This window comes from Zhenpiania hominis (assembly GCF_014333425.1).
Taxonomy (GTDB): Bacteria; Bacillota; Clostridia; order Peptostreptococcales; family Anaerovoracaceae; genus Hominibacterium; species Hominibacterium hominis.
The window spans coordinates 300,547-322,159 of sequence record NZ_JACRYT010000002.1; the positions used below are offsets into that span (position 1 = coordinate 300,547).

General features: G+C 49.3%; 20 protein-coding genes and 1 tRNA gene. 6 read left to right on the forward strand and 15 right to left on the reverse strand.

Translation table 11 applies throughout. From position 1 onward, the window contains the following. Nucleotides 1-20: 20 nt before the first annotated feature. From H9L42_RS04250 to H9L42_RS04280, 7 genes are all read right to left on the reverse strand, one after another. Nucleotides 21-527 carry a hypothetical protein gene (locus H9L42_RS04250; protein ID WP_072853534.1) on the reverse strand — a complete coding sequence of 169 codons (507 nt, stop codon included), beginning with the start codon at nucleotides 525-527 and terminating at the stop codon, nucleotides 21-23. A 30-nt stretch (nucleotides 528-557) separates the two neighbouring features. Beyond that, a complete protein-coding gene (locus H9L42_RS04255; protein ID WP_087389325.1) occupies nucleotides 558-827 on the reverse strand; it encodes a DUF5720 family protein in 270 nt (89 codons plus the stop codon). Next, entirely contained in the window at nucleotides 824-1,432 is a 609-nt protein-coding gene (locus tag H9L42_RS04260) for a hypothetical protein (RefSeq protein WP_187302130.1), read from the reverse strand. The genes H9L42_RS04255 and H9L42_RS04260 overlap by 4 nt, the downstream gene beginning before the upstream one ends. Nucleotides 1,433-1,500: 68 nt before the next feature. Then, entirely contained in the window at nucleotides 1,501-2,340 is an 840-nt protein-coding gene (locus tag H9L42_RS04265) for a ParB/RepB/Spo0J family partition protein (RefSeq protein WP_465270646.1), read from the reverse strand. 1,960 nt (nucleotides 2,341-4,300) lie between these two features. Continuing rightward, nucleotides 4,301-4,388, reverse strand: a tRNA-Ser gene (locus H9L42_RS04270). 87 nt (nucleotides 4,389-4,475) lie between these two features. Further along, complete coding sequence (locus tag H9L42_RS04275) at nucleotides 4,476-4,946, reverse strand: methylglyoxal synthase (protein ID WP_187302132.1); 471 nt, start codon at nucleotides 4,944-4,946, stop codon at nucleotides 4,476-4,478. 91 nt (nucleotides 4,947-5,037) lie between these two features. Then, nucleotides 5,038-5,424, reverse strand: coding sequence for a winged helix-turn-helix transcriptional regulator (locus H9L42_RS04280; protein WP_187302133.1), 387 nt, complete (start codon nucleotides 5,422-5,424; stop codon nucleotides 5,038-5,040). 131 nt (nucleotides 5,425-5,555) lie between these two features. Between H9L42_RS04280 and H9L42_RS04285 the strand changes: the two genes are divergently transcribed. Then, nucleotides 5,556-5,942, forward strand: a complete 387-nt coding sequence (locus tag H9L42_RS04285) for a pyridoxamine 5'-phosphate oxidase family protein (protein ID WP_187302134.1) — start codon at nucleotides 5,556-5,558, stop codon at nucleotides 5,940-5,942. 88 nt (nucleotides 5,943-6,030) lie between these two features. Here H9L42_RS04285 and thrC read toward each other — a convergent pair whose 3' ends face one another. The 7 genes from thrC to H9L42_RS04320 all read right to left on the reverse strand — a co-directional run bounded on the left by thrC (nucleotide 6,031) and on the right by H9L42_RS04320 (nucleotide 12,902). After that, nucleotides 6,031-7,515: a threonine synthase gene (gene thrC, locus H9L42_RS04290; protein ID WP_187302135.1), complete on the reverse strand. Its 1,485-nt coding sequence runs from the start codon at nucleotides 7,513-7,515 to the stop codon at nucleotides 6,031-6,033. Nucleotides 7,516-7,846: 331 nt separating this feature from the next. Then, nucleotides 7,847-8,383 (reverse strand): bifunctional phosphopantothenoylcysteine decarboxylase/phosphopantothenate--cysteine ligase CoaBC, encoded by a 537-nt coding sequence (gene coaBC, locus H9L42_RS04295; protein ID WP_187302136.1) that lies wholly within the window; start codon nucleotides 8,381-8,383, stop codon nucleotides 7,847-7,849. Beyond that, nucleotides 8,380-9,075 (reverse strand): phosphopantothenoylcysteine decarboxylase domain-containing protein, encoded by a 696-nt coding sequence (locus H9L42_RS04300; RefSeq protein ID WP_187302137.1) that lies wholly within the window; start codon nucleotides 9,073-9,075, stop codon nucleotides 8,380-8,382. Before H9L42_RS04300 ends, coaBC begins: the two co-directional genes overlap by 4 nt. A gap of 15 nt (nucleotides 9,076-9,090) precedes the next feature. Then, nucleotides 9,091-9,459 (reverse strand): VOC family protein, encoded by a 369-nt coding sequence (locus H9L42_RS04305; protein WP_187302138.1) that lies wholly within the window; start codon nucleotides 9,457-9,459, stop codon nucleotides 9,091-9,093. Nucleotides 9,460-10,012: 553 nt separating this feature from the next. Further along, complete coding sequence (locus H9L42_RS04310) at nucleotides 10,013-10,225, reverse strand: TOBE domain-containing protein (RefSeq protein ID WP_187302139.1); 213 nt, start codon at nucleotides 10,223-10,225, stop codon at nucleotides 10,013-10,015. A gap of 117 nt (nucleotides 10,226-10,342) precedes the next feature. Beyond that, nucleotides 10,343-11,515, reverse strand: a complete 1,173-nt coding sequence (locus H9L42_RS04315) for an iron-containing alcohol dehydrogenase (protein ID WP_187302140.1) — start codon at nucleotides 11,513-11,515, stop codon at nucleotides 10,343-10,345. Nucleotides 11,516-11,528: 13 nt separating this feature from the next. Continuing rightward, a complete protein-coding gene (locus tag H9L42_RS04320; RefSeq protein WP_187302141.1) occupies nucleotides 11,529-12,902 on the reverse strand; it encodes an APC family permease in 1,374 nt (457 codons plus the stop codon). Between the two features lie 505 nt (nucleotides 12,903-13,407). Between H9L42_RS04320 and H9L42_RS04325 the strand changes: the two genes are divergently transcribed. From H9L42_RS04325 to H9L42_RS04335, 3 genes are read left to right on the forward strand one after another with little or no spacing between them, the layout of a single operon-like run. Further along, the gene (locus H9L42_RS04325) at nucleotides 13,408-14,010 is read left to right on the forward strand and encodes a DUF3156 family protein (protein ID WP_187302142.1); all 603 of its coding nucleotides are present in this window, start codon (nucleotides 13,408-13,410) and stop codon (nucleotides 14,008-14,010) included. Nucleotides 14,011-14,023: 13 nt separating this feature from the next. After that, nucleotides 14,024-16,009: a sigma-54-dependent Fis family transcriptional regulator gene (locus H9L42_RS04330; RefSeq protein ID WP_187302143.1), complete on the forward strand. Its 1,986-nt coding sequence runs from the start codon at nucleotides 14,024-14,026 to the stop codon at nucleotides 16,007-16,009. A 26-nt stretch (nucleotides 16,010-16,035) separates the two neighbouring features. After that, on the forward strand, nucleotides 16,036-17,424 hold the full coding sequence (locus tag H9L42_RS04335) for an amidohydrolase family protein (protein ID WP_187302144.1): 1,389 nt from the start codon (nucleotides 16,036-16,038) through the stop codon (nucleotides 17,422-17,424). Here the strand turns inward: H9L42_RS04335 and H9L42_RS04340 are convergent. Further along, on the reverse strand, nucleotides 17,369-18,832 hold the full coding sequence (locus H9L42_RS04340; protein WP_187302145.1) for an aminotransferase class I/II-fold pyridoxal phosphate-dependent enzyme: 1,464 nt from the start codon (nucleotides 18,830-18,832) through the stop codon (nucleotides 17,369-17,371). The genes H9L42_RS04335 and H9L42_RS04340 overlap by 56 nt on opposite strands. Before the next feature lie 98 nt (nucleotides 18,833-18,930). Here H9L42_RS04340 and H9L42_RS04345 point away from each other — a divergent pair, with 98 nt between their 5' ends. Together H9L42_RS04345 and H9L42_RS04350 are read left to right on the forward strand one after the other, a co-directional pair. After that, the gene (locus H9L42_RS04345; RefSeq protein ID WP_187302146.1) at nucleotides 18,931-20,256 is read left to right on the forward strand and encodes a CCA tRNA nucleotidyltransferase; all 1,326 of its coding nucleotides are present in this window, start codon (nucleotides 18,931-18,933) and stop codon (nucleotides 20,254-20,256) included. 61 nt (nucleotides 20,257-20,317) lie between these two features. Further along, the gene (locus tag H9L42_RS04350; protein WP_187302147.1) at nucleotides 20,318-21,490 is read left to right on the forward strand and encodes an MFS transporter; all 1,173 of its coding nucleotides are present in this window, start codon (nucleotides 20,318-20,320) and stop codon (nucleotides 21,488-21,490) included. Nucleotides 21,491-21,613: the final 123 nt, after the last annotated feature.

Genomic DNA, 21,613 nt, shown 5'->3' on the forward strand with positions numbered 1-21,613 from the left:
GGGGCCAGCCGCCTTACTGGTTACGGTTCATAGACCGGCTGGGTATGTTCATACACCGGGCCGCACAGCCCGTTTAAGTCCTCTACAAGCTCGCCCAGGTCCAGGCACAGCTCGCTGTCCATGACCGGCGTATCCTTGATGGTGCGGTACTGCGTGATGTAACCGTCATGGTCGTAGTTCACGCTCACGCAGGAGACAACCGCCAAGGACATATCTTCCAGCAGCCACAGCTCCAAGGTGCGGGTAGCCACCACGATCTCCATTGTCACCTGGTCGGTTTCCTCATACAGCAGGGTGGCTTTCTGGCGGAACAGGTCCTCGCCCCGGTAGTTGAAGGACCGTTCCTGCCTGCCCTGGGTGATGTAGGAATACACCGTTGTGGCATTGTGGCGGACCACCTGCAACAGACTGTAAATATCCAGGCTTTCCACCAGCTCGGCGGCTTCGTCCTCGGTGTAGCAGCCTTCCTCCACCGCCTGCTGAAACAGATCGTCAAAGGTTTCTTTCAATGCTTCATAAGCGTCCATACTTAAATCCTCCTATGGGTGCGCCTGCCATCAATGGCGGCGTTTTTTGGGTTTGTCGGGCAGGATATGCCCCTCGATGATTGCAGCGTGGCGGCGGATCTGAAGCTGGCCCTGCCGTTCCAGGGACCGCATCCGGGCATACTCGTCCTCGGTCAGAAACAGCCGCTTATACTGGCCCCTGCGCCCCAGGGGGCAGTGGGTGGACAGAATGAGAAATTCAGCCATGTGTCGGGTATCGTCCTTGAACCGTTCCACAGCCAGCAGGTCGTGGCCTTCCAGCGGGAGATGCAAAGGTTTCATGCCTTGCGCCCCCTTTCGTGAATATCCAGGACCGCACAGCCATACCGGGCGATGAGCAGGGCGTTCACGATCATACGGAGCGCCGCAGCGTCCACAACCTCGGCATCCGCCAGGTCACGGGTTGTCAGTCCTCCCGCGTTGGTGTAGATGCCCCGCGCAGCGATATAGAGGGTGTAGTCATGGGGCGAAATCTCATGGAGCCTTGCATAGTCAAACTCCGCGCCCCGCCTGCACAGGCAGTTTCCGGCGCGGCGGTAAATGTCCTCATCGGAAGTGAACAGGAACATGACCGCAAAGAAAGCAGGCGTGTCCCGGCGCTTGCTATGGCCCAGGTGGATTTTCACAGCCTCCATACGCTGCCGGTGGCGTTCATCCTTCCAGAGCATACCGGGGAAATCCCGGATCAGCGGTTCCAGGCGGGCCATCAGGCGCTTATCGTGGGGGAACATCTGCCGGACCACCTCTGCATAGCCCACAACGCCCGCCTCGATGCGCTCGGCCATCCAGGGGCAGCCGCAGGCGGTGCAGCCAAATTTCTTGACATACTCGGTGCAAAGTTTGCAGTCTACATCTGCCGGTGTGTATTTGAAAGTGTTGATATACATGGATACCTCCTTGTGAAAATGAAAAGGCCGGGCAAATGGATTGTCCGGCGGGTTAGGTGTATTCGGTTTTATCGCTCCTGGCTGCGCTGGCGTTTCCTCTGCCATGCCTCAAGCAGCTTGATGATGGTGTTCTCCATTTGCAGGGGCGTATAGGATTTTGGAAAATACTTGCGTATGCGGTCCCCGTCAAAGGTCAGACTAAATTTCTCCGGCTTCTTTTCCTCGGACATGATTGCCAGCATACTGTCCTCATTGAGCCGCCCGGCCTGGCTGAATTTCTTCATCCGCTGGGCCTGGGAGAGTGACGGGGTGGCCTGCTCGTAATCTATTGTGGTGACGAGCATCTGCTGCTCCTCCGGCTTGAGAGCCGCAATCTGGTAGGCGGGTGAGAGGGCAATCTTTTTCTCGTCTACCATCTGCATCAGCTCCGGGACCAGGTTCGTCAGGGAAATATAGTTGCGGACGGTATCGCCGCTGACACCCATCTGCTGGCCGATCTCATCATCGCTTCTCAACTTCGCCGAAATTTTCGGCGAAGTCAAATCGTTTCGTGCGCCCTGCCGCTTGATGGCCTCCAGCTTCATCTTGTATGCCTTAGCCCTTTCGCTGGGCAGGATGTTCTCCCGCTGAAGGTTACTGTCCACCATGATGATGGTGGCGGCGTCCCGGTCCAGGTTGCGGATCAGGACCGGCATGGTATCCAGACCGGCCTGCTCACAGGCGTATTTGCGTCGGTGTCCGGCCACAATCTCATAGCCGCCTTCCTCGCGGGGCCGCACAATGGCGGGGACAATCACGCCATACTCTTTGACGCTCTGGATTGTCTCCTTCATTTCCTCATCGTCCCGCACCTGAAAAGGATGGTCCGGGAATGGGTGAAGGTCGGTCAGCGGCAGGCGGACCACCACTTCTTCCTGGGGTGGCTGCTGGGTAGGCGGGGCGGTTTTCTTTCGTCCCCTGGCAGGTGACGCGGGCTTGTCGCTCAATGCTTCTCACCTCCATTGAGACACAAAAAGGAGGCCCAGCCCGGAACCTCCTTTCGCATCTGATTTTGGGCATAGAAAAACGGACACCAGCAGAAACACTAATGTCCGTCAATCCATCGGCTCACAAGAGCCGCTATATTCAGTTGTCCAGCTTCACACAGGGGAGGCTCCGGCGGAGCCTGGCACACATCACGACAGTTCTCTTTGCCACTTCATTCTCTTGTCGTTCCCTGTGTTTTGCCCTTAATTTTTCCCTCACGAGCGTCCGTGAGGCCATAAAAATGCGGTAATGTTCGATAACAGCCTATAACGCCTTCGCATGGATAAATTGGCGTATTTTCAAGGGTTTCCGGGGCTTTAATAACACCCGATAACGCCTCTCGGAAGGTGGTGAAATCTCAAGGGGCTAATTTGGATTATAAATAAAAATTTCTGCTGTCCAGAGCTGTGAAATTGCGTTTTCTTCTATATCCCTCCTTTCTGCCCTGTTTGTTCACGATTTTATACAAAATGTCACTCTTTTACTCATACTATATGTAAATATATTACATATTCATACTCCCAAATGTCGCTGGAAGTAAATCCCAAATGATATAATTGATACGTTGTCGTCTCCAATCTGGCAACAGAAAGGAGGTGTGCAGATGCAATACATTATTTCACTTCTTATCTCGATCCAAGCAGGTATAATTTGCCACTATATCTGCAAATGGCTTGATCGAGATAGCGACAACAATTAAGCCTGAAAGAAAACCCCAAGAGCTGCCACTCTTGGGGTTTTCGCTTTGTGTGCAAATGCACATCATCTCACTTCTTGCCTACTGGCATTATAGTATATTCCCGAACTCTTGTCAAATATACGCTTGCAAACATATTTCACCATTTTCAAGTAACTTTATTCTAACACATTCCGGAATGCATCACTACGGGGATATGGTGTTTTTATGTCCGTCAACCCAAACAGGAAATCCGTACTGGTTCCCAGAACAATTGCAAGCCGCTTTGCCTGCGCTGCATTGGCTTCTTCTAATTCCGCAGATGTCTTATTTAATAGTACTACTTCCTGTTTGTTAATTCAATCTTGCTTATCCATACCAATCGACCAAAGTTTCGCGCTTTTCATCTCTGAAACAAATCAAGACAGGGAGAAAACAAAAAAATAATTCACACCAAAATTTACACCACAAGATTCTCTCAGATATTGCCGCAATCAAAGACCTGGTGATATAATTAATTCGTTGTCTCTCCCAATCTGGCAACAGAAAGGGGGTTGTTCATTTGGAAATTCTCATATCTTTTTTGATTTCCATTGGGGCGGGAATAGTTTGCCACTATCTTGTCAAATGGCTAGATGGAAATGACAAAGACAACTAGCCTCGGATGCTCAACCGAAAAAAGAGAAGAAACCCCAGTAGCTGGCACTACTGGGGTTTCGCTTTTGTCCATTTGGACTACTCATATCTTTTGCCTACTGGCATTATAGTATATTCCTGAACGCTTGTCAAATATACGCTTGCAAACATATTTCACCATTTTCAAGTAACTTTATTCTAACACATTCCGGAATGCATCACTACGGGGATATGGTGTTTTTATGTCCGTCAACCCAAACAGGAAATCCGTACTGGTTCCCAGAACAATTGCAAGCCGCTTTGCCTGCTCCACCGTCAGGTATCGTTTACACCGAAACTATCGTTAATTTGTATCCTGAAGAACTTTGGGATTCTCTACAGGAGCTTTCCGGAGAATGCGAGAAAATAGATCCAGACAGTCATTTCAGAAAAGCGTTTGATTCTGTCATTGAAAAGGTATATCGAGAAAGATTTAAATTTACGTCAATTGCAAAAAAATGAAAAGGAACGTCGAAATTTCAACGTTCCACTGGCGGAGGACACGGGACTCGAACCCGCGGGGCTGTTACACCTTACTCGCTTTCCAGGCGAGCTCCTTAGCCACTCGGTCAATCCTCCAAAGGCTTTTCCAGGCATCCTTATAAACACCTGGCGCACTTAATAATTTACCACATAACCCAGTACTTTGCAAGCACAACTTTTATTTTATGCAAATTCTTTTCTCATTGTTTCCGCGCGTTTTTCCGTCAGCGCTTGAAAATCCTGCAGCGTATGTTTATATTCCCTGTTCATAAACCTGGAATTCATCAGAAAATCAGCTGTTGCCCGGTTAGTCGCCACTGGGATATCATAGACCACAGCAATTCGAAGCAGGGCTTTAATATCCGGATCATGGGGCTGTGCTTCCAGCGGATCCCAGAAAAAGATCATCATATCGATTTCCCCTTCCGCGATTCTCGCTCCAATCTGCTGGTCTCCTCCCAGAGGACCGCTTTTGTAAGATTTCACCGGAAGACCAGTGGCTTCCGCAATCAGGCGCGAAGTCGTCCCAGTTCCCGAAAGGAAATGCCGTTTCAGTTCTTCTTTATTTTCCACACACCATTTTACCAGATCATCCTTCAAATGGTCATGGGCAATCAATGCGATCCGCTTCTGTTTTTCCATTACTTTTTCCATTTTTCTCACCTCCCTAATTCTCCTTCTGGCTTCCATTATAGCAGAGAGAAAGCGCTTCACCAATGACCCTATCTCAAAATTTACGTACTTTTTACCTGTCTTTTACATTTTTTTCTTTACAGCTGGCACACGCCGCGCATCCCTTACCGCTCTCTTCCATATGTTTCGTTCCCCACTCTGCCAGCAGAATCAGCGGCTGTAGAAGTTCGCTCATATCTCCAATCAGTGTGTATTCAACCCGGGGCGGAATCTCACTGTACTGCTTGCGCCTGACCATATCACAATTTTCCAGTTCTTTCAGAGACTGAGATAACATCATATTAGTAATTTCCGGAATTCTCTTCTTAATTTCGCCATAGCGCTTTGGTTTTCCGTCAGCCAGAATACATAGAATGGGCAGCTTCCATTTGCCTCCAATTAAACTTAAAGCGTAGCGCAACGGGCACAGCAGGCTTTCTGTACTTTGCGTATGTTCCATTTTCATCCTCCTTTACTCAGTCTTATCATATTAAATCATAAAATACTGCGTACTTGTACTTTACTGATTATATAATATAATTATATCAATAAACCTTACCATTACAACACCAAATTTAAGGAGTGAGAACAATGGACGAAATCATGGAATTTTTAAAAGAGTGTAAAACCTCATTTGTCGCTACCTGCGGAGGTGATCAGCCCTATGTGCGGCCACAGGGTTTTTCGATGATCTATAACGGCAGCCTTTGCTTTTGCACGGCAGACGAAAAAGCCACCTCGAAAGAACTGAAAGCAAATCCTAACGTTGAAATTTCCGCAGCCAATGGAACCAAATTTATCCGGATCCGCGGAAAAGCGGAATTCCAGGGCCAGGACGCGGCAGAGAAAGCCCTGGAAATGATGCCTCAGCTCGCCCAGATGGTTCGCCCCGGTAAATTTGAGATTTTCGCGGTCAAAGGCGGAACAGCGGTTATCGCAGATCTGACGACTGGCGAAAGCAAAACAATTGCACTCTAACTCCTCTGCAAGAGCGCCGATTTCTTCGGCGTTCTTTTTCTTTTTATCGCAAAAGGAAAGAGCTGCCCGCAGACAGCTCCCGCTTTTTCTATTCATTTTTCAGACAGTCGTATACTGCCCCCGGCATCTGTTCAATATCCAATACACCTTGGTGACGCACCGGTTTGTTCTCCAGATCTTTCAGTCCTGCCGGAACACGGACTTTTGTCTCTTCATACAGCTTTTTCACCGATTCAAAGCCGTTTTCACCCTTTTCCAGACCAATCGATTCAACGACGCTGTCCGCGAATTTGTAAGCGCTTGCCGTGGAGGCCAGCAGCGTTGGCGTCTTGTCGCCGGTATAGGCAATATAATCTTCATAAACCCGATAAGCAACCGCGGTATGTGTATCCATCAGATAGCCGTGCTTTCTGTACATATTGCCAATCGTCTCATTGGTACGCTTTACATCCGCGTACCCTCCGTAAAAATCGTCCAGCGCGTAATTGATTTTAGGGCTTACCGTATATTTTTTGTTCTTTTCCAGGCTTTCCATCAGTTCTTTGATTTCCTCGCCGTTCTGTCCGCTCAGATGATAAAGCAGGCGCTCCAGATTACTGGAAATCAGAATATCCATGGACGGGGAGTTTGTCAGGAAAAATTCCCGGTTGGTGTTATAAGTTCCCGTATTGATAAAATCGGTCAGCACTTTGTTTTCATTGGAGGCACAGATGAACTTTTTCACCGGAATACCCATCTGTCCCGCATAGTAGGCTGCCAGAATGTTTCCGAAATTTCCGGTCGGCACAACGATGTTGATTTTGTCGCCGTTCTTAATTTCTCCCCGTTCCACCAGCTTGATATAACCATACACATAATATGCCACCTGCGGAACCAGTCTTCCGATATTGATAGAGTTGGCAGAAGAAAGCTTGCAGTTGATTTTGGAAAGCTTTTCAGCAAATTGACCATCATTAAAAATTTTCTTTACGCCGGTCTGGGCGTCGTCAAAATTTCCGTTAATGGCAAATACGTGAGTGTTATCGCCTTCCTGGGTAACCATCTGGCGCTCCTGCACTTCGCTGACCCCTTTGTTTGGATAGAATACGATGATCTCCGTTCCCGGAACATCCGCGAATCCTTCCAGTGCCGCTTTTCCAGTATCCCCGGAAGTAGCGGTCAGAATACAGATTTTCCGATCTTCCTTTTCCTTCTTCATGGCAGTTGTCAGAAGATAGGGAAGAATGGAAAGCGCCATATCTTTAAACGCCGCGGTTTTTCCGTGGTAAAGTTCCAGGAAATACGCGTCCCCCGCCTTTACTACCGGAACAATCTCGTTTTCTTCAAATTTACTGTCATACGCTCCCTCTACACAGGCCCGCATTTCCTCATCTGTGTAATCCTCGAAAAATGCTTTTATCACGCGGAACGCCACTTCCTGATAAGGCTTGCCTACCATATCTTCAACGGCAAACGGAAGCTTTGGGATCTCGTTCGGAACATACAGTCCCTTGTCTTCCGCAATCCCCTGGATGATAGCCTGGGCAGATGTCTTTATATATTTGCTTCCTCTTGTACTCTGGTAATGTATCATTCTTGTATCTCCTTTATACACTGCTTTCGTTCATATCGATCTATCTGATTTTATCAGATAATGCCGCCTGTTTCAATGGTTTCCTTTTTGCAAGCGGTGCCTGCGCGCGAAATCTCCGTTCACAAGGATGCATCAGCGGTAAGCTCTCAATCCCCAACCCTTATTTCATCACATAGGAAAAAAGCCCCAAAGCAGTATTTTCCGCTAAAGGGCTCTTTTTCCACCATATCATCACTCTTGCTCTTCAGCAGCGGACAGAGTCCGCTTGACCTCGGAAACAATTTATCAACACTTTTCAAAGGTAACAAAATGCGCGAAATTCCATTTGCTACTAAATTTCATGTTCTGTAATGGTTTTGATGATGTCCTCTACATCCGCAAGGGCGCCCTTTCCCAGATCTCCACAGGCCAGAAGGCTCGCTTTCGGCTCGATGAAATGGTATCCCAGGCGTGTCAGTTTTTCGATATTTTCCTGAACAATCGGATTTTCATACATATTTGTATTCATAGCCGGAGCGATATAAACCGGCGTATGATTCGCCGCCGCCATTACAACGGTGGAAAGAAAATCATCGGCAATGCCGCCGGCGATCTTGCCGATAATATTGGCGGTCGCTGGCGCGATCAGCACCAGATCCGCTTTTTTCGCCAGGGAAATATGCTTCACCTCACTGGGAACAATTTCCTCGAACATATCCATGTAGACCTTATTTTTGCTCAGAGTTTGCAGGGTCAGCGGCGTAATGAATCTGCTGCCGCTTTCCGTCAGGAGCACGTCCACATTATGCCCCATTTTTGTCAGCCGATTTGTAATCTCCGCCGCCTTATAAGCCGCGATGCTCCCGGTGACACCTAATAACACATTCATTGTTTCCCTCCTTCTTGACGCACCCGCTGGACAATTTTTTCCGCGATTTCTTCGTTTGTTTCCATCGTATCATAACTGCCGTCCCTGTGAATCAGATAGCCACGGTGCCTGCCGCCTCCGATTTCCGCCAGATCGTTGGCCAGCACAAAGGTACAGTCATTTTTCTGAAGAAGCGCCTGCCCCACCTGAATCAGCTCCTCATGAGGCACATGGCTGAGCAGCTTAAAACCTACCAGCACGGTATCCGGGCTCCACTTTTTGATGCCGCTGATGACTTTTGGAGACCGCTGCATAATAATGGTCAAATCCTCAATGCTGGAACTGATCTTGTTTCCTTCCAGCCGGCTGCTGTCCCCGGATTTAATTTTTTCCAGGGTGGTAACTTCCTTTACCATATAGTCGCTGACTGCCATGGCGTGAACCACGGCGTCAATTTTCTCCTCGGTCAGAATACGCTTCAGTTCCGCTTCCAGATCCCGCACGCCTTCAATGGGTACAGGCGTCACATTGGGTCCTTCCACCGGTACTGCCCGCAGACCGTGAAGGTAATAAAGGGTTTCAAGTTCCTCTCCACAGGCTTTGAGAAACTGCTCTCCAATAGCATGCCCCAGGCGCCCTGTGGAAGTATTGGTAATCGAGCGCACATCATCAATTCGTTCGCTGGTGCCGCCCGCGGTCAATATAATTTTCATCCGTCGGTTCCTTTCTTATTTCTGCTCGATGATTTCCAGATTCACGCCGTCCGGATCATGGATAAAGAAAAATCTAGTGCTGGGGTTGGGCTGGATCGGGCCTGCCACGATTTCCACTCCCTGTTTTTTCACCTGTTCCATGGCCTGGTCAAGGTCGCTGACAGCAAGCCCCAGAGACGGCCATTCTCCGTAAATGGGAGGTTCCGCCCCCTTATCACAAATCAGCTCAATTTCCGCCGCGCCGCCGGCTTCCGCCATAAAGGCGATTTCCATATTAGGTCCCGCCGGAAAACGGCGCGCCACTTTCAGTCCGATTACTTCTTCGTAAAAGCGAATGGAAGCTTCTAAATTTGCCACATGAATGGTCGCGAAGTTGAATTTCATTGTTCTCGTTCCTCCTATATCTTAAGATTCGCAATTTCGGTAAAAAAGAAGATATTGCTATTTTACTATAGTTTGAGAAAGATTTCTATCCGCTGAAACGATCTTATTTTTACCTGTCCCATCCCCGCTTTTGCGGGAAACGCTGAAATTAAACTGTTTTATATCAAAACAACGATTCTCTGTGGATGGTCTTTTGGATTTCTAATATTCATTATTATTAATAAATACACCAACCAAATTTCCCCAAAAAGTGTGCAGATACCTTTTCAGGTCCCAATCGGACACGTTTTTTCTGATACAGAATCCGCCCGGGCGCATTTGACCCCAAAAAACACTTAAAATCCATCTTATTTCTCGCCGTTTTCCCTCTCAGAGCACGTTCATAAATATTCAGGGCTCAAAAAACGTGTCCAGACTGCCCCGATTCTCGGAATTGTACACGTTTTGCCCCGCCAGGCGCCAGGCGCCAGGCGCCGGGCAGGCAGCAAGCAGCGACAGCAGCGCAAGCGAAAAGGGAGCCCGTAAGGACTCCCCTTTTGTAATTGAACAAACATTACGAATCTACGCCAACCATTACAGAGGTCGCTTTGATCACAGCATACGCTTCTTTTCCTACTTCCAGTCCCAGTTCCTCAATGGCGTTCATGGAGATCGTGGAGCTGATTTTGTTCCCGCCTCCAATATCCAGGACTACAATCCCGTTTACAGCGCCCTTCTGGATATCCACAATTGTTCCTTTTAACTGGTTTCTCGCGCTTAATTTCATCGTATGGTTCCTTCCTTTCTGCAGTCGCCGACTGCCGGTTTGAAATAGTGATTGTTCGAATTTATTATACCCCAAATCAGCAGAAAGGATCGTTTGTACAATAACTTTAATAAAAATTTAAAGAGTGTAAGCGATTTTATAAAGCTCCAGAAAATCATCGTAGCTGATTTTTCTTATATTATCTCCCGTCGCCATATTTTCTGTGCACGCGGCGGCAAGGCGCTCAAAATCCTCCTCTTTTGCCCCGATCTCCTTTAATTTTGGAATTCGCAGATCCTGGTTCAGCTTTTTCACCGCTAGCACAGCCTTATGCGCCAGCTCATCCTTTGTGCAGCCATCCGCCTTTTCTCCCATGGCGATGGCGATTCTGGAAAACTTTTCATAATCCGCCACATAGTTAAATTCCATGACAATCGGCAGCAGCATGGCGTTGGCAATGCCGTGGGGCGTGTCATACAGCCCGCCCAGAGCCTCCGCCATACTATGTACCGCCGCTACATTGGAACTGCCAAAACAGATTCCCGCCATCATACTTCCAAGCAGCATATTGGCTTTCGCCGTTTTGCTGTTAGTCAGCGCCGCTTCTCTTAAATTACCCGCGATCAGCTCAATGGCATAAAGGCCGTAAGCGTCCGAAACCGGTTCACTGGAATTCGCGGTATACCCCTCTATGGCATGTGTCAGCGCGTCCATTCCCGTTGAGGCAACGATCCCTGCCGGGAGAGTCGCGACCAGCTCCGGATCCACAAGGGCCACTTTCGGGAAGGCAAAATGGCCTCCCACGGTCATTTTAAAATGCCGCTCGGTATCTGTAATTACAGACCAGCAGGTTACTTCACTGCCCGTACCTACAGTAGTGGGAACCGCAATCAACGGAGTAATGGGTTTTGTCAGAACTTCCGCGTCGGTAAACTCGTAGTCTTTAATCTGCCCGCCATGCTCCAAAAGCGCGCCGACTGCCTTGGCGGTATCAATCGAGCTTCCTCCGCCGACGGAAATCAGTAAATCCGTTCCCAGAGATTTTGCCAGTTCATAGGCTTTGTGCACAGTTGTATCGCGGGGATTCGGTTCTACCCCATCGAAGATTTCTGTGTTTTCATAGCCTTCTTCCTTCAGCGCCTCAAGAATCCGATCAACAATTCCCGCCTTCACGATCCCCGGATCCGTTATAATCAGAATATGCTCCGCCCCCAGAGAGCGCGCTTCTTCGCCCACACTTTTAACAACACCCGCGCCAAATCGAATTCTGGTCGGCAATTCAAAATCAAAAGTTTTTACCTCAGCTGCCATCGTTTCCTCCTTATTACTCATCAAACTTAATCTTATCTCTCAAATGCTCTACCTCTTCAACCGGAACCGCTTCAAAGCAGTTTTTCTTCATTACGAATTTCACCCAGATTACCGCGTAGAGGAAAAATACCGCAAGAATAACCCCCGCGCCGATTAACGCGGATGTCGCCTGGGTTACAATCGCCCAGATACAGATCAGAATTCCGATAATCTGAGGCAGCGGATATAGCGGCGTCTTAAACGGACGGTGCATATTCGGCATTTTCTTTCTGAGAATGATAACGTCGATCTGTACAATAATGTAAGAACACAGCCATGCCACGCACGCCATGGAAATGAAGGTCATAATGGAACTGATGTCCACGTTGATAAAAAACGGAATGGACAGACACGCCACTGCCAGGAAAATCGCCGCCCACGGAGTACGGAATCTCGGGTGGATGTAAGCGAAAATTTTCGGCAGCATGCCTTCTCTCGCCAGGCCGTAGAGCATTCTCGGAACTCCCGCCATATGGGAATTAGCCGCGCTCGCGCCGGAGCAGATGGTAGCCAGCGCCAGAAGCGTAAATCCGGCGAAGCCGTACATTGCTTCCGCTCCTACCAGCTGCGGCACATCTGACGTAGCGATTATATCTAGCGGCACATAGCGCACCAACGCTTCTCCAAAGAGCATGTCAACTACAAAGATCGTAATAATTCCCGCGATCATGGCCTTAGGAATATTCTTTTCCGGTTTAATCACTTCCTCTGACATCGGGCACACATATTCAATCCCAATATACAGCCAGATGCCTCCGCCCATCGCCGTAAGAACCGGCTCCCATCCATACGGAGCGAATTCCACCGGCTGTGGATCGGAAGCTGTGAATATATGCAGCAATCCGCCAATACCAAGAGCCGCTAAGGTAGCCATCTTGGCTGTAGTCAGCACGATCTGGGATTTCCCCAGAGCGGTTACGCCAACCAGGTTTATAATCAGGAACAATGCTACCAAAATCCCCGCGAATACTTTATAATGAATTCCAAAAAGTTCTTCCGCGCACATACCTGCTATAAATGTTTCACAGGCGCCCGCAGTGGAAATTAGAACAATATATCCGGCAAGCATGGAAAAAATCGACATGGTTCTTCCCATGGCAATCAGTGTATAGTCTACGACCATCCCCGCTCCGGGAATCGCCGAAGACAGTTCCGCGTAGGACATTACTACCAGAATACAGGTAAAGGCCGCCACTCCCGCCGGGATAATAAATGCCGGACCTACGGATCCAAAATAGTTGCATAAGGATACGACGGTCGTCGCCGCGACTACCAGGCCTACTGAGATTCCAAAGCACTGCCAGAATCCCAATGCCCGCTTTAAAGTTACTTGATTGTTGGTTGTCATTTCGTCTCCTTTCGTTTGAATATTGAGCTCAATCATAAAAAATTTTGTATACGTCCTATATAATTGCAAAGAAGATGCCAATTAAAAAAGCTGTTCGGAACGGCGGCTCTTCCCAAAACGGCAGAAAATTCAGATTCAGATTTTTCCGTCTTTCCCGCCCCTAAAACACCGTTGTCTGTTTTTTAGGCAATTTTGCCGCGTAAAAAATCGCTTCACTGACACATATGTATGGAATTGATACATATTTTATGTTGTGTATAATATTTGAACAGAAATTTAGCCGTTTTCTTATCCGGATTTTTTGCTAGTCTCCGAAACGTGTAAATATTTTTAACATCAGGCGGAAGGTTGAACAAATTTCAGACAGCCTGTCAGTTATTTGTTTTCAGCCCTCCACCCGTTTTTCAACCGCCGCGCTCCTGGCGGCATGGTACAAATTTTGCATTATAAGGTTACTATTATCACGTCCGGTGCCTTTTGCGATTGATTATAAGGAGAAAATGAGATGAAAAAGAAAAAACTGCTGGATCCGCAGATTGTAAGAAAAAGAACCGAGCTTATGATGGAGCGTCAGTTGGGGGAATTGGAAAAATTTTTCGGAGAATTTGAAAGGTACAACGATCAGTATTATGCTTGGCTGAAATCGGGCCAGTCTTTAAACATTCGGTATTATGAGGACTCCAAATTCATGTCGAAAGTGTTTTCTACGCGAATTACATTGGAGTTGGAAGACATTGTTATGGAAACGTCATGGAAAGCGCGGCTTTCTTTCCGGGGAGTCAAAACCATCAGTCGTCTGGTCTGGCGGGCAGATAAAAAAGGGGCTCAGGATAGAATCCATTTTTTAAATGAATGGGAGGAGTTTAACGATCAGTTGCTTCCGCTATGCCAGCGGCTGGATCTCATCACCATTGAGCTGGATTACGCAAAAGACGCGAATCGGCTGCTTGTAAGCATTCTTCCTTATGCCGGCTCTTACGTCTGGATCAAACTTCCCCCCGCTTACTGCGACATTCCGCTGAAGCCTTTTGAAGCAGAAACGATTTATGAAATTGTCTCCCTGTTTATCCGGGAATTCGGACAGTATCAGGGCCTGCAAACAGTATAGGAAGAAGAGCCATATGGAATTACTGAATCCTTATTTATATGCCGCTGATGTCAAGCTTCTGTCTTATGAAAACGCCTGGATTCAATATGTAAAGCACGGAGAAATCATGGAAAACGTAATTAGTCCCACCATCTATGATTCCTGGCGCAGATGCGCGGCGCTAAAAATGGATCCCTTTTCCAAAGAGAAGCCTCCGGTGGTCAGCGATAAAAATCTGCGGGAACGCCTGCGAAAGAATCAATACATCCTTAACATTGTTCAACCTTTTATGACTCTCCTGTTTGATATCGTCAATAAGGATGAATTTGTGGTAATTTTTTCCGATCCGGAAGGCGTTATTTTAAAGACTCTCTGTTCAGAGCGTATGGAAATCAGCTGCCGCAAAACCAACACCTGCCCCGGTTCAGACAGAAGCGAGCAAAAGGCCGGAACGAACAGTATCAGTATGGCCATCATGCGAAAACAGTCCGTTCAGCTGGCAGGATGTCAACACTACAGACAGCTTTTCCATCATTGGGCCTGTTCCTCTTCTCCTGTCTGTACACAAGAGGGGGAAGTTTTATGTGTTTTGAGCATCGCCGGCAAATACGAACTGGCAAACGAACACACTCTGGGGATGGTACATCTCGCGGCAAAAGCGGTGGAAAAACAGTATTATATTGACCAGATCAATCGCGATTTCAAAAAAAGAAACAACCAACTTTCGACTCTGTTGTCTATGATTCCTGATGGAATTCTATATATTGAAGAGTCCCGGATCCTTCAGGCCAACAACGCGATCTTAGAACTTCTCGGGAAAGGGGAAGACGAGGTCATCGGCAGAAATTTATACGAAGTCATAAACACCCGGCCCCCTCTCGGAAACGTACTGGACCGTAATCCGGAGTTGAAAGACAGCCAGATTATCCTCATGGGCGCGGATCGCTCCTATAAATGCCTGGTTTCCTATGAAAAGGTACGAAATGAATCGGAAATTCCCTTCGGACAGGTGCTAAAGTTTACACAACTCCAGACCATTGAGAGAATGGCGAGCAAAATTCATTCCGCCGCTAAATACTCTTTTTCGAATTTAATCGGAGAATCCCCTGTTTTTAAAGAATCCGTCTTAATCGCCAAAAAGGCGGCCGGTTTTGACAGCCGCGTTATCATAACCGGGGAAAGCGGAACCGGAAAAGAAATGTTCGCCCAAGCGATTCATAATGACAGCAGTCGGCAGAATGGTCCATTTCTCCCTGTTGACTGCGGGGCCATTCCCCACGAATTGTTTGAAAGCGAGCTCTTCGGATATGAAAAAGGCGCCTTTACCGGCGCGAGCAAAGAGGGAAAAGCAGGGCTGATCGAAAAAGCCAGCGGCGGAACCATCTTTCTGGATGAAATCGGAAACCTGCCCCTCGATATGCAGGTAAAGCTTTTAAGAGTTCTCCAAGAGGGCTGCATTTTCCGTGTAGGAGGAAGAGAACCCTTGCCTGTGGACGTGCGGGTGATTGCCGCCACAAACGCCAATTTAAAAGAAGCGGTAGACGCTGGTACCTTTCGGGAAGATCTGTACTACAGACTGAATGTGTTTCATATCCAGCTGCCGCCTCTTCGGGAACGCAAAGAAGATATTCCGCTTTTAATCCGCCATATCATCAAAACCACGGACAGCCTGAATTCCAATATCCAGATAGCCCCTGAGGCTATGGATATTTTTCAGAGCTATCACTGGCCGGGAAATGTGCGCCAGCTTTCCAACGCGGTTGAGCGCGCCGTCATTATGTCCGACGGACATACAATCCGCCCACAGGATCTATCCAGGGAACTGGTGGAAGCCTATGAATCTCACCCCAGCCAAATAGAACGATTTGAATTCCGTATCGGTGAGGAAACACTGGACGCCGCAACGCGCAAATATGTCCGCTTCATCCTTGACCGCAATGGAGGAAATATAAGCAAAACTGCCAGGCAGTTGAACGTTTCCCGCTCTACCGTATACAGCTATCTGTCCGGTAAAAAGTAGGATTTCCGCAAAAAGGAGTCACAGCAATGCATCATTACGACCTCATTATCCGCAACGGTACGGTTCTGACCTTTGAGCCGGAACCTCTTTTTTCAAAATCCGACATTGGAATCTTAGAAGGGAAGATTGCTTTTCTTGGTTCTCTGCCGCCGGAAAGCCAAAGCCGGGAAACGGAAATCGACGCTTCCGGGCTGGTTGTTTCTCCTGGATTTATTGACTTTCATTCCCATGTTGACTGCAATTTTCTCACGGCCAGACAGCTGGTCCTTCAGGGCGCTACCACCACCATCGGTGGAAAACGCAACTTCGACGGCAAGCTAATCAACAAAATCTCAGAAGAAGGGTTCCTGCTCAATCACGGATTTTTTCTCTCCCAGTCCTTTACCCTACGGCACGCTATTGGCCTGTCCAACCCTTACGCTCCGGCAACGAACAGGGAAATTCAAAAAATGATCCGGCTGGCGGAGCTTTTCTTCGAATCCGGAAGCTTTGGCCTGCATTTTGGTCTGGAAATGGTTCCCGGCGTCTCCCGAAAAGAGCTTCTGGAGCTCTCCAGCCTGGCGAAATCCTATCATAAAACGGTCTTGATCCATCTGAGAAAGGATGGAATTGAAGTAATCGACGCTTTAAAGGAGGCGCTGGAAATCGCGCGAACGTCAGGAGCATCCATTCACATTCTCCATTTAATGTACATGGCCGGCACGCTGGACCTGATGCGTCAGTGCCTTTCCCTGCTTTCCGAGGCCATTTCCGGCGGGTTGAACATCACTGCCGATACCGGGCTTTACGAAGCCTTTCCCACTTACATTGGCTCGTCCATTTTAGATCCGGGTTGGGAAAAGCATTACGGACAGACGATTACCTACCGGGATGTATTAATCTCTTCCGGATTTTATAATGGAAATTTTTGTTCCCCCTCATCCTTTCATTTTTTGCGGAAAGAATTTCCAAACACACTGGTTACAGTTTTCGCCTTTGATGAGAAGGCTGCCGAAATCGCTCTCGCCCGGCCCTGGGTTTATGTTTCGACCAACGCCGGTGACGGCCCGGTCTATGAGGGCATCGGGCATCCCGAAACAGCCGGAACATTTCCCAAGTTAACCCGCAAATACGTCCGTCAGAAAAAGCTTCTTTCCCTGGGGGAAGCAATTTATAAAATCACCTTGGGACCCGCGTCCCGTTTCGGCATTTCAAACAAAGGAAACCTGAAACCGGGAAACGACGCGGACCTGGTAATTTTTGATGTTCAGAATCTCAGGGACACCTCTCGCTTTTCTAACATGGGCCGGCCTGACGGACCTCCGGAAGGAATCAAAAACGTCCTGGTTAATGGAAAAATTGTCGTCCGGGACGGGAAGCTCACAGGGCAGGTCCACGCCGGGAAGCTGCTGAGCGCGCTGCAGTCCCCACGGTAACCTCACCCTTTTCATTCACGCCGATCACCTTTTCTCCCGCTTCCCGCAAAGCCCGGATATAGGCGATATCCTCTTCTGCCATCTTTTCTCCGGGGCAGATCAATGGGATTCCCGGCGGGTATGGAATAATGGAGGACGCGCAGATCCGGCCTTCCGCTTCCTCAAGAGGAATCCGTTCTTTTTCTTTGGGAACCGGGAAAAGTTCTGCCCTGACCGGCATTCTTCCGCCGTTTCCGCCTGCCGCCGGCGCATTCTGGTGAGAACCGTCTTGTCCAATCTCCTTCAGCGCCGCCAGCAGCCGCTCAAAGTCGCTCCTCCGGTTTCCGATTCCGGTCATCAGCATCAGAATGTTTCCCGTCGTCAGTTCGGAAAAAATATCCCGCTCCATTAGCTTGTTTTCCAGCTCTGCCGCGGAAATTCCCAGGCCCGCGGTGTTGATATTGATTTTGCTGGCGTCCAGATTTTCCATCCCCTCTATCAGCCGGATACCGGGAATCGTTTTTGCCTCTTCATAGAAAAAGCGCAGATTTTCATTCCATTCCTTCATCAATACAGCTTCATGCTCCTCAAGAAGCCGGGCGCTGATATCCAGAGAAGCCATCAGCAGATAAGAAGGGCTGGTGCTTTGAACCGCCTGGAGCTTGTCTTCCAGCACATAGCGATCGACCCGGTCCGAGTTCAGATTGAGAACCGCGCTCTGGGTAAAGGAAGCCAGAGTCTTGTGGATGCTGTTGATGACCAGATCCGCCCCCGCTTCTTCGGCGCATACCGGTCCGGCGCCTCCGTTTTCTTTCCTGCTCAGCCACTTCAGATGAGCGCCGTGGGCCTGATCGACAATCAGAATTTTTCCGTGCTTGTGGACAATCCTCGCAATCGCCTGAATATCGCTGCAGATTCCATAGTAATTGGGGCTTGGCAGGATCACCGCCGCGGCGTCCGGATGCTCCAAAAGAGTTCGTTCTATTTCCCCTGCCGTTACTTCACCCAGAATGCCGTGCTCCCTTATCATCTCCGGATACGCGTACACCGGCTGGATATTCCCCAGCGTCAGGGCATTGAACACCGATTTATGGCAGTTTCGCGCCATAACCAGCTTTCCCCCCTCCGGCACGCTGGCCAGAATGGAGGCAAGGATGCCGCCGCTGGTTCCGTTAATCAAAAGATACGACCGTTCCGCATCATAGAGCTTTGCGTAACGCTCCTGCGTTTCTTTCAGGACTCCTTCCGTCTGGAACAGGTTGTCCGCGCCCGGAATCTCCGTAATGTCACAATCCATAAAACGCTCCAGAAACGCGCCATATCCAAATCTGCGATATAAGGCCGATCCCTTATGGCCCGGCATATGAAAAGACACCGGCTTTCGCGCCGCATGCTCCATTAAAAACTCCAAAACTGTCTGCTGATTCATAAAAAAGCTCCTTTCCGCAGGCGGTAACACAAGATTTCTCTCTATTATACCGCATTTGTGATAGAATAAAAAGGAAGAGGAAAAGAAAGGGGAAAATCATGATCAGACTGCCGGAAAAAGCCGCGCTGCTTATCAGCCAATTAGAGTCTCATGGCCACGAAGCTTTTATCGTCGGGGGCTGCGTCCGCGACGGGCTTCTGGGTCGCGCGCCAAACGACTGGGACATCTGCACCAGCGCCTCTCCGGAGGAAATGAAACGCTGTTTTTCCAATTTGCGCGTCATTGAAACCGGAGTGAAACACGGGACTCTCACAGTTCTCGCGGAAGGAGAGCCTTTTGAAATTACCACTTACCGAATTGACGGCGAGTACTCGGACAGCCGCCATCCGGATCAGGTTTTGTTCACCTCCGATCTGCGGGAGGATCTGAGCAGACGGGATTTTACTATAAACGCGATGGCCTGGCATCCCCAAACAGGCTTGGTGGATCCCTTTGGCGGAGCGCGGGATTTAAAACGAGGGAGCATCCGATGCGTGGGGAAACCGGAGAAGCGATTCCGTGAAGACGCTCTGCGCATTATGCGGGCCGTCCGCTTTGCCGGTCAGCTGGGTTTTCGGGTTGATGCGGAAACGGATCGGGCCCTTTACCAGTGCTGTCCCCTACTGGATAAGATTGCCGCGGAACGGATGCGAATGGAACTGGACAAGCTGCTGTGCGGGGCGGCAGCGGAAAAAGCCCTGAGAGACTATCGGGAAATCATCGCCCATTTTATTCCGGAAATCCGTCCGATGTTCGGGCTGGATCAGAAAAACCGCCATCATATCTACACAGTATGGGAGCATACCGTGCGCGCGGTTTCCCAGATACCGGGCAAACCGCTGCTCCGCCTCTGCGCCTTTTTCCACGACATCGGAAAGCCCGACAGCATGACGGTTGACGAGGACGGCTGCGGCCATTTTTATCAGCATGAAATTCTGAGTGAAGCGTTGGCGGGCCAGGCCATGAAGCGGCTGAAATACGATAACGATACGCAGGAAACCGTACTGGCCGTTATCCGCAGCCACAGTATCGTTTTCCGCCCGGACAGCAAACAGGCCCGCAGGCTTCTCGGAAAGCTGGGAGAGGAACGGCTGCGCCTCCTTATCGAACTGGAGCTGGCGGATGTAAAAAGTCAGAACCCCCTTTATCAGGAAGAACGGGTCGCGAATATTTCAGCCTTTCGTGAAAAAATGGAAGAAGTCCTGGCCGAAGATCAGTGCTTTTCTCTTCGCCATCTGGCAATCAACGGGAAGGATCTGCTTTGCCTGGGGATTCCCCAGGGTCCGGAGATCGGCCGGATATTGAACGTTCTTTTGGAACAGGTTGTGGAAGAAGCCCTTCCCAATGAACCGGACGCGTTGAAAGAAGCCGCCCGAAAGGTGTAAACGCGCAGGGAGCGCTTTTCTTTATCGCGCATACTGTAAATGAGAAAGGAATGGTGACAGAATGAAATCAAAACTTTACAGCAGGGACATCCTTTTCATTCTCATAGCGAGTTTTTTCTATTTTGCCAGTCCTATGCTGGTAACGCCGCTGATTACCGGTTTTTCAGGGAGCCTTGGCGCCAGCGCCGCGCTGATGGGAACCATCGGCGACCTGATGAATCTGTGCGCACTGTTCTGCCGCCCCTTTGTCGGAAATCTGGCAGACAGGCTCAGCAAATATAAAGTATCTTTTGCCGGCGGATTACTACAGACGATCGCCTGTCTTGGCTACATCTTCGCCGTCAGTCCCGCCATGATCGTGGCCGCCAGAATCGTCAACGGCGTAGGATTTGCCTGCTGCTCCGTCTGCATGTCCACCTGGATGTCCAATATGCTGCCCAAAGAAAAAATCGGTTCCGGTATGGGACTTTACGGAACCATGAACGCTCTGGCGATGGCCGCCGCTCCCGCCATAGGCATCCGCGTTTATCAGACCATCGGACACAGGGCAGCCTTTGTTCTGGCAATGATTTTCGCGCTGCTGACCGCTGTGATTATCCAGTTTGTAAAAGACAAGGGACTTCCCGTGGAACAAGGATCGCGGGAAAAAAGCTCTTCTTCCCGGAGTCTGCAGATCTGTGACCGCAAGGTGATTCCCATCGCGTTGATTATCACGCTGTTCTCCATTCCCTACTGCGCGACCCAGTCCTTTCTTGTAACCTACACCGAAACGCGGCAGATCAACGTGGCAGTCAGCTGGTTCTTCCCCCTCTACGCCATCGCGCTGCTGGTTCTGCGTCTGTCGCTGAAAAGTCTGTTCGACCGGCTTCCCTTTAAAGTCTTTCTCCTTGCCGGATCCGCCTGTGCGGCGGCGGGAATTCTTTTCCTGGCGTTTATGCGCAATAATCTGGAGATGCTTTTGGCAGCAATCTTTATGGCCGGCGGTTACGGCATCATGTGTTCCGTCTGCCAGTCCACCGCCATCCTTCTTGCCGGAGAAGCCAGACGGGGTCTTGCCAACAGCACCTACTACATCGGCCTGGATCTGGGAATGGCCCTCGGACCGGTGATTGGCGGGTTTCTCATGGGAAGCGTGGACGTCCACTGGTTTTACCCGGTTCTGCTTGTCACCGTTCCCGCCGCCATTCTTGTCTGCTGGCTCAGCAATCTGAAGAAGCTCCGAGGGTGTGCTTAAGAGTTGTTGTGGTCAAGCGTTTTTGTAACACTTATGGCTAAAAAATATCGATTTATGCAATTCGAGCTTGATATGGTGTTTGATACCCATTGAAACTATGAGGGCGCACATGATTATATGTGA